This window comes from Microbacterium sp. 11MF (assembly GCF_000383475.1).
GTDB lineage: Bacteria > Actinomycetota > Actinomycetes > Actinomycetales > Microbacteriaceae > Microbacterium > Microbacterium aquilitoris.
Genome location: NZ_KB911460.1, coordinates 73,537 through 87,909 on the forward strand (window position 1 = coordinate 73,537; position 14,373 = coordinate 87,909).

Annotated in this window: 13 protein-coding genes; 6 read left to right on the forward strand and 7 right to left on the reverse strand. The window is 70.8% G+C overall.

Translation table 11 applies throughout. The features are described 5' to 3' along the window. Positions 1–2: 2 nt before the first annotated feature. Genes H286_RS0107345 through argG form a run of 4 tightly spaced genes read right to left on the reverse strand, consistent with a single transcriptional unit; the run spans position 3 to position 4,684 of the window. Entirely contained in the window at positions 3–1,898 is a 1,896-nt protein-coding gene (locus H286_RS0107345) for a YhgE/Pip domain-containing protein (RefSeq protein WP_018187844.1), read from the reverse strand. Continuing rightward, positions 1,895–2,593 (reverse strand): hypothetical protein, encoded by a 699-nt coding sequence (locus tag H286_RS0107350; protein WP_020097625.1) that lies wholly within the window; start codon positions 2,591–2,593, stop codon positions 1,895–1,897. Before H286_RS0107350 ends, H286_RS0107345 begins: the two co-directional genes overlap by 4 nt. Continuing rightward, on the reverse strand, positions 2,590–3,201 hold the full coding sequence (locus H286_RS0107355) for a TetR/AcrR family transcriptional regulator (protein WP_018187846.1): 612 nt from the start codon (positions 3,199–3,201) through the stop codon (positions 2,590–2,592). The genes H286_RS0107350 and H286_RS0107355 overlap by 4 nt, the downstream gene beginning before the upstream one ends. Before the next feature lie 52 nt (positions 3,202–3,253). Then, positions 3,254–4,684 carry an argininosuccinate synthase gene (gene argG / locus H286_RS0107360; RefSeq protein ID WP_018187847.1) on the reverse strand — a complete coding sequence of 477 codons (1,431 nt, stop codon included), beginning with the start codon at positions 4,682–4,684 and terminating at the stop codon, positions 3,254–3,256. A gap of 342 nt (positions 4,685–5,026) precedes the next feature. Between argG and H286_RS0107365 the strand changes: the two genes are divergently transcribed. From H286_RS0107365 to H286_RS0107390, 6 genes are all read left to right on the forward strand, one after another. Continuing rightward, entirely contained in the window at positions 5,027–6,010 is a 984-nt protein-coding gene (locus H286_RS0107365) for an ABC transporter substrate-binding protein (RefSeq protein WP_018187848.1), read from the forward strand. A 93-nt stretch (positions 6,011–6,103) separates the two neighbouring features. Further along, positions 6,104–7,696, forward strand: coding sequence for a sugar ABC transporter ATP-binding protein (locus H286_RS0107370; protein WP_020097626.1), 1,593 nt, complete (start codon positions 6,104–6,106; stop codon positions 7,694–7,696). After that, positions 7,693–8,742 carry an ABC transporter permease gene (locus tag H286_RS0107375; protein WP_020097627.1) on the forward strand — a complete coding sequence of 350 codons (1,050 nt, stop codon included), beginning with the start codon at positions 7,693–7,695 and terminating at the stop codon, positions 8,740–8,742. The genes H286_RS0107370 and H286_RS0107375 overlap by 4 nt, the downstream gene beginning before the upstream one ends. Further along, a complete protein-coding gene (locus tag H286_RS0107380) occupies positions 8,739–9,767 on the forward strand; it encodes an ABC transporter permease subunit (protein ID WP_020097628.1) in 1,029 nt (342 codons plus the stop codon). The genes H286_RS0107375 and H286_RS0107380 overlap by 4 nt, the downstream gene beginning before the upstream one ends. Before the next feature lie 49 nt (positions 9,768–9,816). After that, positions 9,817–11,340, forward strand: coding sequence for a sugar ABC transporter ATP-binding protein (locus H286_RS0107385; RefSeq protein WP_020097629.1), 1,524 nt, complete (start codon positions 9,817–9,819; stop codon positions 11,338–11,340). After that, positions 11,337–12,344, forward strand: coding sequence for a LacI family DNA-binding transcriptional regulator (locus H286_RS0107390; protein WP_020097630.1), 1,008 nt, complete (start codon positions 11,337–11,339; stop codon positions 12,342–12,344). The genes H286_RS0107385 and H286_RS0107390 overlap by 4 nt, the downstream gene beginning before the upstream one ends. Positions 12,345–12,352: 8 nt before the next feature. On the opposite strand, the gene H286_RS0107395 is transcribed toward H286_RS0107390, so the two are convergent. From H286_RS0107395 to H286_RS0107405, 3 genes are read right to left on the reverse strand one after another with little or no spacing between them, the layout of a single operon-like run. Continuing rightward, complete coding sequence (locus H286_RS0107395; protein WP_036324234.1) at positions 12,353–13,060, reverse strand: Pr6Pr family membrane protein; 708 nt, start codon at positions 13,058–13,060, stop codon at positions 12,353–12,355. Positions 13,061–13,089: 29 nt separating this feature from the next. Next, positions 13,090–14,031, reverse strand: a complete 942-nt coding sequence (locus tag H286_RS0107400; protein ID WP_020097632.1) for a hypothetical protein — start codon at positions 14,029–14,031, stop codon at positions 13,090–13,092. Continuing rightward, on the reverse strand, positions 14,028–14,366 hold the full coding sequence (locus H286_RS0107405) for a PadR family transcriptional regulator (protein WP_018187856.1): 339 nt from the start codon (positions 14,364–14,366) through the stop codon (positions 14,028–14,030). The genes H286_RS0107400 and H286_RS0107405 overlap by 4 nt, the downstream gene beginning before the upstream one ends. Positions 14,367–14,373 lie beyond the last annotated feature (7 nt).

The window sequence follows — 14,373 nt, forward strand, 5'->3', positions numbered from 1 at the left end:
CCTCAGCCGATGAGGCTCGGCTGCAGGTCGCGCATGGTGCGCCGGAACGTCATCCGGGTCACGCCGGCCATGGCGACCAGCAGCGCGCCGACCAGCCACGTCGCGAGGACCGCGGCATCCGTCCATGCCCTGCCGGCGACACCGCCGTACATCACCTGCCGCATCGCGTCGACGACGAACCCCATCGGCAGCACGTGGTGGAGCGCCGCGAGCGGTGCCGGCAGCGTCTGCCACGGGAACGTGCCGCCGGCCGTGACGAGCTGCAGCACCATGAGGACGAGTCCGACGAACTGGCCCACCGATCCCAGCCAGACGTTGAGCGCCAGGATGATCGCCGCGAACGTCGCCGAGGCGAGCAGCAGGATGCCGAGGGTCGGCAGCGGATGCGTGAAAGAGAACCCCAGGGCGATCGAGAGCACGCCGAACAGCGACACCATCTGCACCGCGCCGAGGGCGGCCGGCGTCAGCCAGCCGGCGAGGGTGACGCGGATGGGGGAGCGGAGCGCCGTGACGGCCCGCTTCGAGATCGGCTTCACGATGAGGAAGAGCGCGTAGATGCCGATCCAGCCGGCGAGGGCGGCGAAGAAGGGCGCGAGACCGGCGCCGTAATTCTGCGCCTGGGTGAGGGAGTCCTCGGCGATCCCGACCGGGTCGGAGAGCGTCGCGGCCTGCGCCTTGCGGGTGTCGGCGCTGTCGTCGGGGAGCTTCTCGGCACCCGCGCGGAGGGCGTCACGCAGCGTGGCGGCGCCGTCGTCGAGCTTGTGGATGCCGGTCGCCAGGGTGTGCGCCCCGTCGTCGAGCTTGTGGGCACCGCTGTCGGCGCTCGCGACGCCGTCGGCGAGCGTGTGCGCTCCGGTCGCCGCGGTGGCGGCACCGGCGGCGAGCTTCGCGCTTCCTCGGGCGACCTGGGCGGCGCCGTTGTCGAGCGCGTCGATCTGGGCGACGGCCTGCTGGACGCGGGAGTCGAGTTCACCCACCCGCGTGCCGATCGGATCGACGACCTCGAGGACGTCCGCGATCTGCGCGTCGTCGAGCCCGCGCTTCTTCAGGGCGGCCGTGAGGTCCTTGCGCACGGTCGGCACGGCGGACGAGACGCGGTCGGCGGCCGATCCCACGCGGTCGGCGACACTGCGCAGCTTCGCCGTGCCTCCGGAGACCTGCTCGGCGCCCGACGTGAGCGAGGAGAGGCCGCTCGAGAGCGTGTCGACGCCCGACGCGAGCGACGCGGCGCCCGTGCGGAGCTTCGACGTCCCGGCGGCGAGGGTCCCGGCGCCGTCGGCGAGGGTGTCGGCGCCGTCGCCGGCGCTTCCGAGCCCGTCGGTGAGCTTTCCGGCGCCGTCGGCGGCGTCGATGAGCTTGACGCGGACGGTGTTCAGGGCGTCGAGCATGGTCAGGCCGGCTTCGCGGACCACCTTCTCCGTGACGGTGGTCCGGATCCGCTGGACCGCCTGCGACCCGATGGTCGAGGCGAGGTAGTTGTTGGCGTCGTTCGTCGTCAGGTCGATCTCCGCCTGACGCGGGTCCTTCGACGAGATGGAGGCGACGGCGGAGGTGAAGTCGGCGGGGAGCGTGACGGCGAAGTCGAACGTACCGTCGTCGAGGCCCCGGTGGGCACCGGCGGCATCCACCTCATGCCAGTCGAAGCTGCCGTCCTCGATCAACGAGTCGGCGACCTCGTCGCCGAGGTTGCGGTCGGCGCCGTTGAGCGAGGCGCCGTCGTCCTGCACGACGAGGGCGACCGGCACCTCCGACAGGTTTCCGTACGGGTCCTGGTTCGCCCACAGGTACAGGCCGCCGTAGAGGACGGGCACGAGGATGAGCGCGATCAGTGCGATGACCCGCATGCGGGTCGAGGTGAGGCGGCGTAGCTCGGCCGCGAACAGAGCGGGGATCTTCACGAGAGGATGCCTTCGGTAGACGTGCGAGTGAGCAGGCGTCGCCGGCGGCGCAGCGACGATGTGGGCCGGATGCGCGGCCTGCCGACGCGGCCGCGTGGGGCCGGCGGTTCTGCGTCGAGCGCGGTCGCCGCGGCGGTGCCGGCGATGACCAGGACCGCGAAGCCGCGCGCGGCGAAGTCCTCGGCGATGCGCTGCCAGTGCCGCGGGTCGCCGCCGTGACGGTCGGGCGAGACGAGGACGAGCGCCTCGATCCCGCGGCGCAGGGCGGCGAGTTCGAGCAGCATCCGGATGCGGTCGTCCGCCTCTAGCTGTCCGATCGGGGTGCGGGCGAGCGTCCGCCAGCCGTGGTCGTCGAGCCACCGGCGCGCCGAGAGCGGATCGGCACGGCGCCCGGCGAACATCAGCTCTTCCTCCACCACGCCGACGACGGCGATGTCGGGAGCCGGGTCGTTGACGTCGGGGGCGTCGACAAGTGCCACGACCTTCCGCATCCTGCGAGGGCTGCGGCGGCCGTCGATCGTGACGGTACCGGTGGCGGGGCGCATGCGGCCGCTCGCGATGAGACCGAGCACGGAGGGGCGCTGCTCGGTCTCGGCGGTGGTGAGGGTGACGCGACCGGAGGCGAAGGCGAGCCGGGTCGCCGGCAGGACGCCGCCGTTGCGTCCCTTCGAGACGTCGTCGAGCACGATCTTCATGCGCGGGCTCCTTCCAGCACCTCGTCGGCTTCGCGCCAACCGAGACCGGCGACCCCGAGGATCGTCCGCACCGCGACCGAGGCGGCTTCGGGGCGACCGGTGTCGAGCCGGGTGATGACGGTGCGGGCCGCCTCCTCGACGAGCCGGGCGACCGTTGCCGCGGGCATGTCGGTGCGGATCGTGCCTTCGTCGCGCCCCCGCGTGACGATCGCGAGCACCCGGCGGCGGACGGGGGTCAGCACCGCGGCGGTCTCCTCGATGTGCGAATCGTCGAGGGCGACGGTCGCGGCGAACTGCACGTCGGCTGCGCCGTCCCAGAGCGCCAGGGCGAGGCGGGCGAGGGCGAGAGGGGCGGGACCGCTGTCGTCGACGCCGTCGGCGAGGGCGTTGAACCGCTCCGCGCCGCCGAGGATCATGGCGCGCAGAAGCGCGTCACGGTCGTCGAAGTGCCCGTAGAGCGCGCGTCGGCTGAGCCCTGCGGCGCGCGCGATGGCGTCGATCGGGGCGTGGGGGTCGCGGGCGATGGTGGCCGCCGCCGCTGCGAGGATGTCGGCGCGGTTCGACGCGGCATCCTTTCGCGGACGACGCGGCGATGCGGTCGTGGTCACCCCACGATCGTACGAAGTTGCACAGTCGTGTGCAACTTAATTCAGCGACCTCTCAGTCGGCGCCGAAGTCGAAGGATGCCGAGTCGCCCGACTCGTCGATGGCACCCGCCAGCTCGTCGACCTCACCGGTGTTCCCCGTGATGGCCGCAGCGCCGCCCTGCTCCAGCTCGCCGACGAGCTCGGCGGTCGCGCCGCCGATCATGCCGAGCGACACGAAGTGCTCGAGGCGCGCGCGGGAGTCGGCGATGTCGAGGTTGCGCATCGTGAGCTGCCCGATGCGGTCGGTCGGACCGAAGGCGGCGTCGCCGACGCGCTCCATCGAGAGCTTCTCGGGGGAGTACGAGAGGTTGCGGCTCTCGGTGTTCAGGATCGTGTAGTCCTCGCCGCGGCGCAGGCGCAGCGTCACCGTGCCGCTGATGGCGGAGCCGACCCAGCGCTGGATCGACTCGCGCAGCATGAACGACTGCGGCTCGAGCCAGCGGCCCTCGTACATGAGGCGCCCCAGGCGCCGACCCTGCTCGTGGTAGGTCGCGAGGGTGTCCTCGTTGAGGATGCCGTTGACCAGGCGCTCGTACGCGATGAACAGCAGCGCCATGCCCGGCGCCTCGTAGATGCCGCGGGACTTCGCCTCGATGATGCGGTTCTCGATCTGGTCGCTCATGCCGAGGCCGTGGCGACCGCCGATCTCGTTCGCGGCCATGACCAGGGCCACGGCATCCGAGTACTCGACACCGTTGATCGCGACGGGGCGACCGGCTTCGAAGGTGACCGAGACGTCCTCGGTCTCGATCTCGACGGCCGGGTCCCAGAAGCGCACGCCCATGATGGGTTCGACGATCTCGAGCGACACGTCGAGGTGCTCGAGGGTCTTGGCCTCGTGGGTCGCGCCCCAGATGTTCGCATCGGTGGAGTACGCCTTCTCGACCGAGTCGCGGTACGGGAAGCCGTGTGCGACGAGCCACTCGCTCATCTCGGTGCGGCCGCCCAGCTCGGTGACGAAGTCGGCATCCAGCCACGGCTTGTAGATGCGCAGGGCGGGGTTGGCGAGCAGCCCGTAGCGGTAGAACCGCTCGATGTCGTTGCCCTTGTAGGTGGAGCCGTCGCCCCAGATGTCGACGCCGTCCTCCTTCATGGCCCGGACGAGCATCGTGCCGGTGACGGCACGGCCGATGGGGGTGGTGTTGAAGTAGGTGCGTCCGCCCGAGCGGATGTGGAAGGCGCCGCACGAGAGGGCGACGAGGCCCTCCTCGACCATCATCGGCTTGCAGTCGATGAGGCGGGAGCCCTCGGCGCCGTACTGCAGGGCGCGGCCGGGGATCGACGCGATGTCGTCCTCGTCGTACTGACCGAGGTCGCCGGTGTAGGTGAAGGGGACGGCGCCCTTGTCGCGCATCCAGGCGACGGCGACCGAGGTGTCGAGACCCCCCGAGAAGGCGATGCCGACGCGCTCGCCGACGGGCAGGGACTGAAGGACCTTCGACATGGTCCCCATCCTATCGAGGGGGCCGTGCCGCGATCGGCGCGGTTACGCGGGGGACCGTGTGGCGGAGATCCGCCCGACGCGCCGTGGGGCGGATGCCGGGGCCCGGCGCGGCGGCCGGGATCTCCGCCGTTCGCTCGATGGCGGATGTGAGTGCTCACATCCATGGAGGCGGGCGACGGAGGGGGACGTGGATGTCCTTCGGTGGCGGCACCCGCGTTACGCAAATGTTATCGCTCACAATCTAGCGCCGCGAGAAATGTGAAGGCTAACATTCGAGCAACCGGAGGCCACGGCGGCCCGGAACACCGGCGGTCAGCCGGACCCGAACAAGGAGGTTTTGGGATGAAGAAGACTGCTTTCGCAGCAGCGGCCATGCTGGGGGCACTGGCACTCGTCGTCACCGGATGCGCGGGCAACGGCGCACCCGGCGCAGGGGGCAACGGGGGTGGCGGCGACCTGATCACGGTCGGGTTCGCACAGACCGGTTCCGAGTCCGGATGGCGCGCAGCCAACACCGAGTCGATGAAGAAGGCGTTCTCGGAGGAGAACGGGTTCAAGCTGACGTTCAACGCGGCGGACAACAAGCAGGAGGCGCAGATCTCCGCCGTCCGCAACTTCATCAACCAGGGCGTCGACGCCATCGTCATCGCGCCCATCACGGTCGACGGCTGGGACGACGTCCTGAAGGAAGCGAAGGATGCCGGCATCCCGGTGATCCTCGAAGACCGCACGGTCTCGGCGAGTGACGACCTCTACGCCTCGTGGGTCGGTCTCGACTTCGAGCAGGAGGGTCGCACCGCGGGCGAGTGGGTCAAGGAGAACTTCGACGGCAAGGGCGCGAACCTGGTCGTCCTCGAGGGCACGACGGGTTCGTCCGCCGCGCTCGACCGTGCCACCGGCTTCGACGAGGCCATCAAGGGCACGGACGTGAAGGTGCTCGACTCGCAGACGGGTGACTTCACCCGTGACGGCGGCAAGAAGGTCATGGAGGGCTACCTCCAGAAGTACGGCAAGGACATCAACGTCCTCTTCGCGCACAACGACGACATGGGCCTGGGTGCTCTCGACGCCATCAAGGCGGCAGGTCTGACCCCCGGCAAGGACATCCAGATCGTCACCATCGACGCGGTGAAGGACGGCATGACCGCCCTGGCGAACGGCGAGTTCAACTTCATCGTCGAGTGCAACCCCCTCCTGGGAGAGAAGGCCGCCGACCTCGTCAAGTCCGTCGTCGACGGCAAGTCGGTCGAGAAGCGCACGATCGTCGAAGACCAGTCGTTCACGCAGGAGCAGGCCGCCGAGGTCCTCGACTCCCGCCCCTACTGATCGATCGCCACCCTCACGATCCTCAACGATCACCGAACCACCGCCGGGGACCGGATTCCGGTCCCCGGCGGTCATCACGGAAAGGCGCGCCTCATGGTCGATGTCGCAGCCACGCCGGCCTCGCCGGCCACCGCCCCGCAGCACGACGAGGTCGTGCGGATGCGGGACGTCACCATCCGGTTCCCCGGGGTCCTCGCGCTGGACCGGGTCGATCTGACGCTCCGCGCCGGCGAGGTCCACACCCTCATGGGCGAGAACGGCGCCGGCAAATCGACGCTCATCAAAGCGCTCACGGGCGTCTACGCCATCAACGGCGGGACGATCGAGGTCGCCGGCGAGCAGCGCGTCTTCCGCTCGACCGCCGACGCAGAGGCATCCGGGATCTCCACGGTCTACCAGGAGGTCAACCTCTGCACGAACCTGTCGGTCGGTGAGAACGTCATGCTGGGCCGCGAGGTGCGGCGGGCCGGCTTCATCGACTGGCGCGCGACCCACCGCGAGGCGACGCGCTACCTCGCGGCCCTCGGGCTCGACATCGACCCGCGCTCGGCCCTGTCGTCGCACTCCATCGCGGTGCAGCAGCTCGTCGCCATCAGCCGCGCGACGGTCGCCGACGCCCGCGTGCTCGTCCTCGACGAGCCGACCTCGAGCCTCGACCGCAGCGAGGTCGAGCAGCTCTTCACCGTCGTCCGGGGTCTCCGTGACCGCGGCGTCGCCATCCTCTTCGTCACGCACTTCCTCGACCAGGTCTACGAGATCTCCGACCGCCTCACGGTCCTCCGCAACGGGCAGCTGGTGGGGGAGTACCTGCCGGCCGAGCTGCCGCGCGGCGAACTCATCGCCAAGATGATCGGCCGCCAGCTCGACGAACTCGAGGCTCTCTCGCGCGCGTCCGAGCGCGAGATCGACCGCACCGCGACACCGGTCCTGCGGGTGGCGGGCCTCGGCCGCAAGAACGTCATCGAACCCGTCGACATGGAGGTGTACGAGGGCGAGGTCGTCGGCATCGCGGGTCTGCTGGGCTCCGGCCGCAGCGAACTCGTCCGCCTCGTCTACGGCGCCGACCGCGCCGACGCCGGTACGCACGAAGTGCGGGGGGATGCCGCGCGCATCACGAACCCGCGGAACGCGATCGACAAGCGCATCGCCTTCTCGAGCGAGGACCGTCGCGCCGAGGGGATCATCGCCGACCTCACCGTGGCCGAGAACATCGTGCTCGGCATCCAGGCCAAGCGGGGCGCCATGCGTCCCATCGGCCGCACCGAGCGGGACGCCATCGTCGCCGAGTACATCTCGGCGCTCGGCGTCCGCCCCGCCGACCCGAACGCGCTCGTGCGCAACCTCTCGGGCGGCAACCAGCAGAAGGTGCTGCTCGCCCGGTGGCTCGCCACCGCGCCGCAGCTGATCATCCTCGACGAGCCGACGCGCGGCATCGACGTCGGCGCGAAGGCCGACATCCAGCGCAAGGTCGCCGAGCTCTCGGCGGAGGGGCTGTCGGTCGTCTTCATCTCCTCGGAGCTCGAGGAGGTGGTCCGCATCGCCCAGCGCATCGTGGTGCTGCGCGACCGTTCTAAGATCGGCGAACTGGACGCCACCGACGTGACGGTCGACGATCTGGTCGCCCTCATCGCGCAAGAGTCCGGCGAGACGACGTCGTCTCGCCTCAACCCGGAGACAGCGGCATGACCCCGACCCTCAAGCGCTTCCTGGCGCACCGCCTCGTCTGGCCGATCGCGGCACTGCTCGTGCTCGTCATCGTCAACACGATCGCGCGGCCGTCCTTCATCTCGATCACGGTGCAGAACGGTCAGCTGTACGGCCCGCTGCTCGACATCCTGCGCAACAGCGCACCGCTCATGCTCGTCGCGCTCGGCATGACGCTCGTGATCGCGACGCGCGGCATCGACCTCTCGGTGGGCGCCATCATGGCGGTCTCGGGGGCGGTGGCCCTGACCGTCATCTCGAACTCCTCGTCGCCGGGGGACCTGTCGACCGTGCTCATCGCGATCGCGCTCGCCGTCTTCGTGGCGCTGTTGCTGGGGGCGTGGAACGGCTTCCTCGTCGCGGTCGTCGGCGTCCAGCCGATCATCGCGACCCTCGTGCTCATGCTCGCCGGTCGCGGTGTCGCCCTCCTCATCACGGGCGGCTTCATCACGACCATCACGAGCGCGCCGTACCGCTTCATGGCGCAGGGCTACCTGGTGGGCCTGCCGTTCGCCTTCTACGTCTCGGTCGTCGCGATCGTCATCGTCGCAGTGCTGCAGCGTCGCACCGCGCTCGGCGTCCTCACCGAGGCCGTCGGCATCAACCCCGAGGCCAGCCGACTCGCGGGCGTGCGGTCGCGCGGCATCATCTGGGGCGCCTACGCGGCGAGCGGCCTGCTCGCCGGATTCGCCGGCATCCTCTATTCGTCGAACATCATGGCGGCCGACGCCAACGCGGCCGGCCTCTACATCGAGCTCGACGCGATCCTCGCCGTCGTCCTCGGCGGGACGAGCCTCATGGGCGGCAAGTTCACGATCGCGGGCACCGTCGTCGGCGTCTTCACGATCCAGACGCTGAAGTCGACGATCACCTTCCTCGGCGTCCCGCCGGCGGTCAGCCCGCTGTTCCTCGCGATCGTCGTCGTCATCGTCGTGCTCGTCCAGTCCCCGCGAACGCGGTCGCTGGTCGCGAAGGGGGTCGATGCCGTCCGAGGCGGCGGCCGTCGCACCGTGGAGGTGGCCTCGTGAGCGCCGTCACCGCAGACCTCGGTCGCACCGGCGGGTTCGCCGACACGATCCAGCGCTTCCGCAGCCGGCACGCCTCGTGGGTGCCCGTGTTCGCCGCCGTCGTCATCCTCGTCGCGATGCTCATCGGGGCGCAGGCCTACTTCGGCAACTTCGTCACGCCGCGTGTGCTGTCGGCGCTCCTGCTCGACAACGCGTACCTGCTGATCCTCGCGGTCGGCATGACCTTCGTCATCCTCACCGGCGGCATCGACCTGTCGGTCGGCGCGGTCATGGCGTTCACCGGGATGCTGGGGGCGAGCATGCTGAGCCAGGGCACACCGGTCGCGATCGTCATCCCGGTCATGCTCGTCCTCGGTGCGCTGATGGGACTGTTCGTCGGGGTGCTCGTGCAGTACTTCGGGGTGCAGCCGTTCATCGCCTCGCTCGCGGCGATGTTCGCGGCGCGGGGGCTCGCGTTCATGGTGAGCCTCTCGTCGATCCGCGTCGAGGAGCCCGCGATCCTGTGGCTCCAGTCGACCCGCATGCAGGGCGGCCCCGGCAGCTTCTACCTCACCCCGACGGGCATCCTCGCGCTCGTCGTGGTGGTCGTCGGCATCCTGATCCTGCAGTTCACGAGGTTCGGGCGCACGATCTACGCGATCGGCGGCAACGAGCAGTCGGCGCGCCTCATGGGCCTCCCGGTCGTGCGGACGAAGCTGCTGGCATACGTCATCAGCGGGGTGTGCGCGGGGCTCGCGGGTGTCGTCTTCACGGCGTACACCGGGGCGTCCTACCCGCTGAACGGCATCGGGACCGAGCTCGACACCATCGCCGCGGTGGTGATCGGCGGCACGCTGCTCACGGGCGGCAGCGGGTTCGTGCTCGGCTCGATGATCGGCGTGTTCGTCTACGGCACCATCAAGACGGCGATCTCGTTCCTCGGCGTCGACCAGTCCTGGACGCGCATCACGATCGGCGCGCTGCTGCTCGTCTTCGTGGTCGTGCAGCGCCTGCTGGTCGCGCGGACGGCGCGAACGTCACGGTGATGTCAGGCGTGAACCTCGGGGGAGGCTCACCGCGGGCATGATGGTCCGTATGGATGCGCGCGAAGCAGCGGTCGCGCCGGTCGTGGAAGTGACCGGCGCGACCGTTCGCTTCGGCGCCGAGACGGTGCTCGACGCCGTCGACTTCCGGCTGCTGCCGGGCGAGGTCCACTCGCTCATGGGCGAGAACGGGGCGGGCAAGTCGACGCTCATCAAGGCGATCACGGGGGCGCTCCGCCCGGATGCCGGGACGATCCGCGTCGGCGGAGAGCCGGTGCACTTCGCCTCGCCCGCCGATGCCCTCGCGGCCGGGATCAGCGCGGTCTACCAGGAGATCGATCTGCTCCCGAACCTGTCGGTCGGCGAGAACGTGCTGCTGGGGCGCGAGAGTCGACGCTTCGGAGCGATCGACTGGCGTGAGACCCATCGCCGAGCGGGGGCGATCCTCGAGGGCCTCGGACTCGACATCGACCCGCGGACGCGCCTGTCAGGTCATTCGCTCGCCGTGCAGCAGCTCGTCGCGATCGCCCGCGCGATCTCGGTCGACGCGCGTGTCGTCGTGCTCGACGAACCGACCTCGAGCCTCGACCTCGATGAGGTCGCCGAGCTCTTCCGCGTCATCCGCGAGCTGACCGCGCGCGGGGTCGCGGTGCTGTTCGTCTCGCACTTCCTCGACCAGGTCTACGAGATCTGCGACCGCATCACGGTCCTCCGCGGCGGGCGCCTCATCGGCGAGTACGTCCCCGCCGAGCTCCTGCGCATCGACCTCGTCGAGAAGATGCTGGGCCGCGGTGCCGACGAGATGGACGTCCACCAGAGGGAGGATGCCGCGGCATCCGTCCCCGTCGCGCTCGCCGGACGGGGACTCGCCTCGGGTACCGGGCTCACCGACGCGACCGTGTCGATCGGCGAGGGCGAGGTCGTCGGGCTCGCGGGGCTGCTCGGGTCGGGCCGCAGCGAACTGGCGCGTGCCCTCACGGGCGTGGACCGACCGGATGCCGGTGTCCTCGAGGTCCGTGGTGCTCCCGCCCACCTGCCGACCCCGCGCCGGGCGATCGGTCAGGGCATCGTCTACTCGTCCGAGAACCGCCGGACCGAGGGGATCATCGGCGAGCTCAGCGTGCAGGACAACATCACCCTCGCGCTGCAGGCCGATCGCGGCATCCTGCACCGGCTCGGCAACGCGCGCCGCCGGGAGCTCGCGATGAGCTGGATCGAGGCTCTCGACATCCGCCCCGCCGACCCCGACCGGCCGGCCGGCACGCTGTCGGGCGGCAACCAGCAGAAGGTGCTGCTCGCTCGGCTGCTCGCCCTGTCACCGCGCGTCCTGGTGCTCGACGAGCCGACCCGCGGCATCGACGTCGGAGCGAAGGTCGAGATCCAGCGGCTCGTCGCCGACCTCGCCGACAACGGACTGTCGGTGCTGTTCATCTCGGCCGAGCTCGAAGAGGTGCTGCGCGTCTCGAACCGCATCGCCGTCATGCGCGCGGGCCGCCTCGTCGACACGATCCCGGCCGACTCGTTGACCGTGGACTCGCTGCTCGCGCTCGTCGCCCGCCCCGAGGACGAGTCGTGAGCGACGAGCGCGGCGCGAAGTCCGCGAACATCTTCGACGTCGCGCGCCTGGCGGGGGTCTCGCACCAGACGGTGTCGCGGGTCCTCAACGACCTGCCGAACGTGCGGCCCGCGACGCGGGCCCGGGTCGAGCAGGCGATGGCGCAACTGCGCTACAGCCCGTCGCCGGCCGCCCGCGCGCTCGTCACCAAGCGCACGCGGACGATCGGCCTCGTCACCCCCGGCACGGCGGACTTCGGGCCGACGTCCATCGCCATGCACTTCAACGTCGCCGCCCGCGTGGAGCGGTACTCCGTCGACTCGGTGACCGCGCCCGACACGGATGCCGCCAGCATCCGCTCGGTCGTCGAGGGACTGCTCCGCCAGCGCGTCGACGCGATCGTCCTGGTCGTGACGGACCTGGGCGTCCTCGAGGTCGTGCGCGGGCTCGACCTCGGTGTGCCGATGGTCGCCGCGGCGGCGACCCAGCGGCGTCACCCGCAGCTCGTGTCCATCGACCAGTACCGGGGGGCGCGGGCGGCCGTCCGGCACCTCGCGGAGCTGGGGCACCGTCGCATCCTCCACATCGCGGGCCCGCCCCGCAATCCCGACGCGATCGAACGCATCCGAGGCTGGCGCGACGAGCTTGCGGCGCGTCAGCTCACGGTCGCGGAGCCGCCGCACGGCGACTGGACGGCGGCCAGCGGTGCCGAGATCGGCCGGACCCTCGACGTCGCCCGAGGGGATGCGGTCTTCGCGGGCAACGACCACATGGCGATCGGCCTGCTCTCCGCCCTTCGCGCGCGAGGGCTGCAGGTGCCGGAGGACGTCGCCGTCGTGGGCTTCGACGACGTGCCCGAGGCGGCCTACCTCTCGCCGCCGCTGACGACGGTGCGGCAGGATTTCCGCGCCCTCGGCGAGCTGATGATGCAGAAGGTGCTCCTCGCCGTCGAAGAGCCCGACGGCCTCACCGAGGACACTCCGCTCCCGACCCACCTGATCGTGCGGGAGTCGTCCCGCCGCTGAGCGTCGGCTCAGACCGGGGCGGGGACACGAGCCGCGCGGGTGCGCAGGCGCCCGACCCAGACGACGAGCGAACCGACGACGACGAACGCGGTCGCGATCCCGACGACGTACGCGCCGACCCCGCCCCACCCGTTGATCCCGTTCGGGTCGAGGAAGGGATAGGGGTACCAGAACGCCACCCCGTCGGTCGGGTCGACCACAAGGGGTCCGCGCACGAGCGTGTACCCGATCCAGGCGATCGGGACGGCGAGGATCACGATCACCGCGCGCCATGGAAGGGCCCGACGGGTGGGGGCGAGGAACAGGTCGAGCAGCAGGAACAGCGGCGCGACGACGTGCACGATCTCGTTCGCCCAGGCGACGTGATCATCCGACGTGGGATAGCCGCGCAGCAGCAGGTTGTAGACGACGCCCGTGATGAACAGGTAGCTCGTCGCGGCGGCGAGTCCGAGCGCGACCCCCGCCGGCTCGCGCTGCTCGTGGTGCGGCCGCATCCAGAACCAGACGACAGCGGCCAACAGGGCGAGGGCCCCGACGATGTTCGACAGGATCGTGAAGAAGCTGAAGAAGTTGGCGATCGTCGTCGCGACGTCGCGGTCCTGCGAGATCGCGGTGCGGACGGTCGTGATGAATTGGGCCACGACGGCGACCGTGATGGTGGCCGCCGCGACGAGCCTCAGTGCCGACCACACCGTCGGCCACGTTCGGGTACGCATGACCGAACCCTAGCGCGCGCCGCGCCGCCTCAGGCGGCGCCTTCCCGCGGGTGCGTTCCGCGTCCCCATCGGGCTCCCGCGCGGAAGATCCCGGCCCCGATCGCGACGACGGCGAGGACAGCGGCGAGGCCCAGCATCCCGGTGACGACGTCCCACATCGTCAGCCGGATCAGCCACACGATCGTCCACACCGTCGCGGCGGCGCCGATGCAGCGGGCGACGGCGCGAGCACGCACGATCGCCGCCAGGAGCGCGAGCACCCAGACGGCACCTGCCAGGAAGCCGGTGAACTCCTCCGTCAGGACCCGCAGCCAGATCGCGTCCGACGGGCTGCCGGGCGGGACCTCGAAGAAGAGGGGGAAGAAGACGAGGATGCCGGTCGTCACCGCCGCCGTCGCAGCCGCCGCGAGACGGGCGCGCACCGGGGCGAGGAGGGCGAGGAGGGCGAAGACCGTCATCGTCACCGTCGTGATCGCGCGGGGACCGGCGAGCGGGTCGAGCTGGGCGTAGACGAACGCCCCGACGCCGGCCACGGCCGTGGCCGCGAGGGCGATGCGCGCCGCCCGCGCGGCGCCGCCCAGGATCAGGACGAACGCGATCACCCACAGCCCGGCGGGCACGAGTCCCGGGCTCGCCTGCAGGTCGAGGTTCTGTCCCTCGGCGGGGAGGCGCCAATCCACGCGTTCGCCGAACCCGCTGAACACGGCGAACATCACGGCGAGGGCGAACCCGGTGGCCGCGGATGCCGTGGCGAGGGCTTCGCGGGCGGGGTGCGGTATCCACCCCAGGATGCGAACGGCGAGGCCGCTCCGCATCAGCGCGATGCGCTCGCCGCGGGAGGGTTCGTCTCGTCCCTGCGCCTCGGCTTCGTCGAGCAGCGTGCCGAGCATGGCCTCGCCGTGCCGTTCGCGCCACGAGGAGGGGTACGCGCGGAGCGCGCGGCGCCAGGGGGTGTCATCGATCGTGGTCACAGGGCGCCTCCGAACGCCGGGCGCAGCGCGAGGCGGCGTCGGGCTTCGGCCACGGTCACCTCGCGTCGGGCGACCTCCTCGGCGAGCAGATCGACCCCGTCGGGGGTGAGTTCCACGTACCGGCGGACGCGCCCCTGCACCCGCTCCTCTCGGGCGATGCGGATCGTGCCCTCCTTCTCGAGGCGGTCGAGGGCCGCGTAGAGGGTCGCGACCTTCAGGCGGACGTGGCCGCGGGAGACGCGGTCGACCTCTTCGATCAGCGCGTAGCCGTGCTTGGGGCCGTCGGCCAGAGCCGTCAGCATGAGGAACGTCGGTTCCCGCATCTCCTGCGTCATGGGGCGA

Coding starts and splice junctions, on each gene's coding strand:
- H286_RS0107350 (WP_020097625.1), bottom strand. CDS start 2,593: ATGAAGATCGTGCTCGACGACGTCTCGAAGGGACGCAACGGCGGCGTC.
- argG (WP_018187847.1), bottom strand. CDS start 4,684: ATGTCGAAGGTCCTTCAGTCCCTGCCCGTCGGCGAGCGCGTCGGCATC.
- H286_RS0107365 (WP_018187848.1), top strand. CDS start 5,027: ATGAAGAAGACTGCTTTCGCAGCAGCGGCCATGCTGGGGGCACTGGCA.
- H286_RS0107370 (WP_020097626.1), top strand. CDS start 6,104: ATGGTCGATGTCGCAGCCACGCCGGCCTCGCCGGCCACCGCCCCGCAG.
- H286_RS0107375 (WP_020097627.1), top strand. CDS start 7,693: ATGACCCCGACCCTCAAGCGCTTCCTGGCGCACCGCCTCGTCTGGCCG.
- H286_RS0107385 (WP_020097629.1), top strand. CDS start 9,817: ATGGATGCGCGCGAAGCAGCGGTCGCGCCGGTCGTGGAAGTGACCGGC.
- H286_RS0107395 (WP_036324234.1), bottom strand. CDS start 13,060: ATGCGTACCCGAACGTGGCCGACGGTGTGGTCGGCACTGAGGCTCGTC.
- H286_RS0107405 (WP_018187856.1), bottom strand. CDS start 14,366: ATGACGCAGGAGATGCGGGAACCGACGTTCCTCATGCTGACGGCTCTG.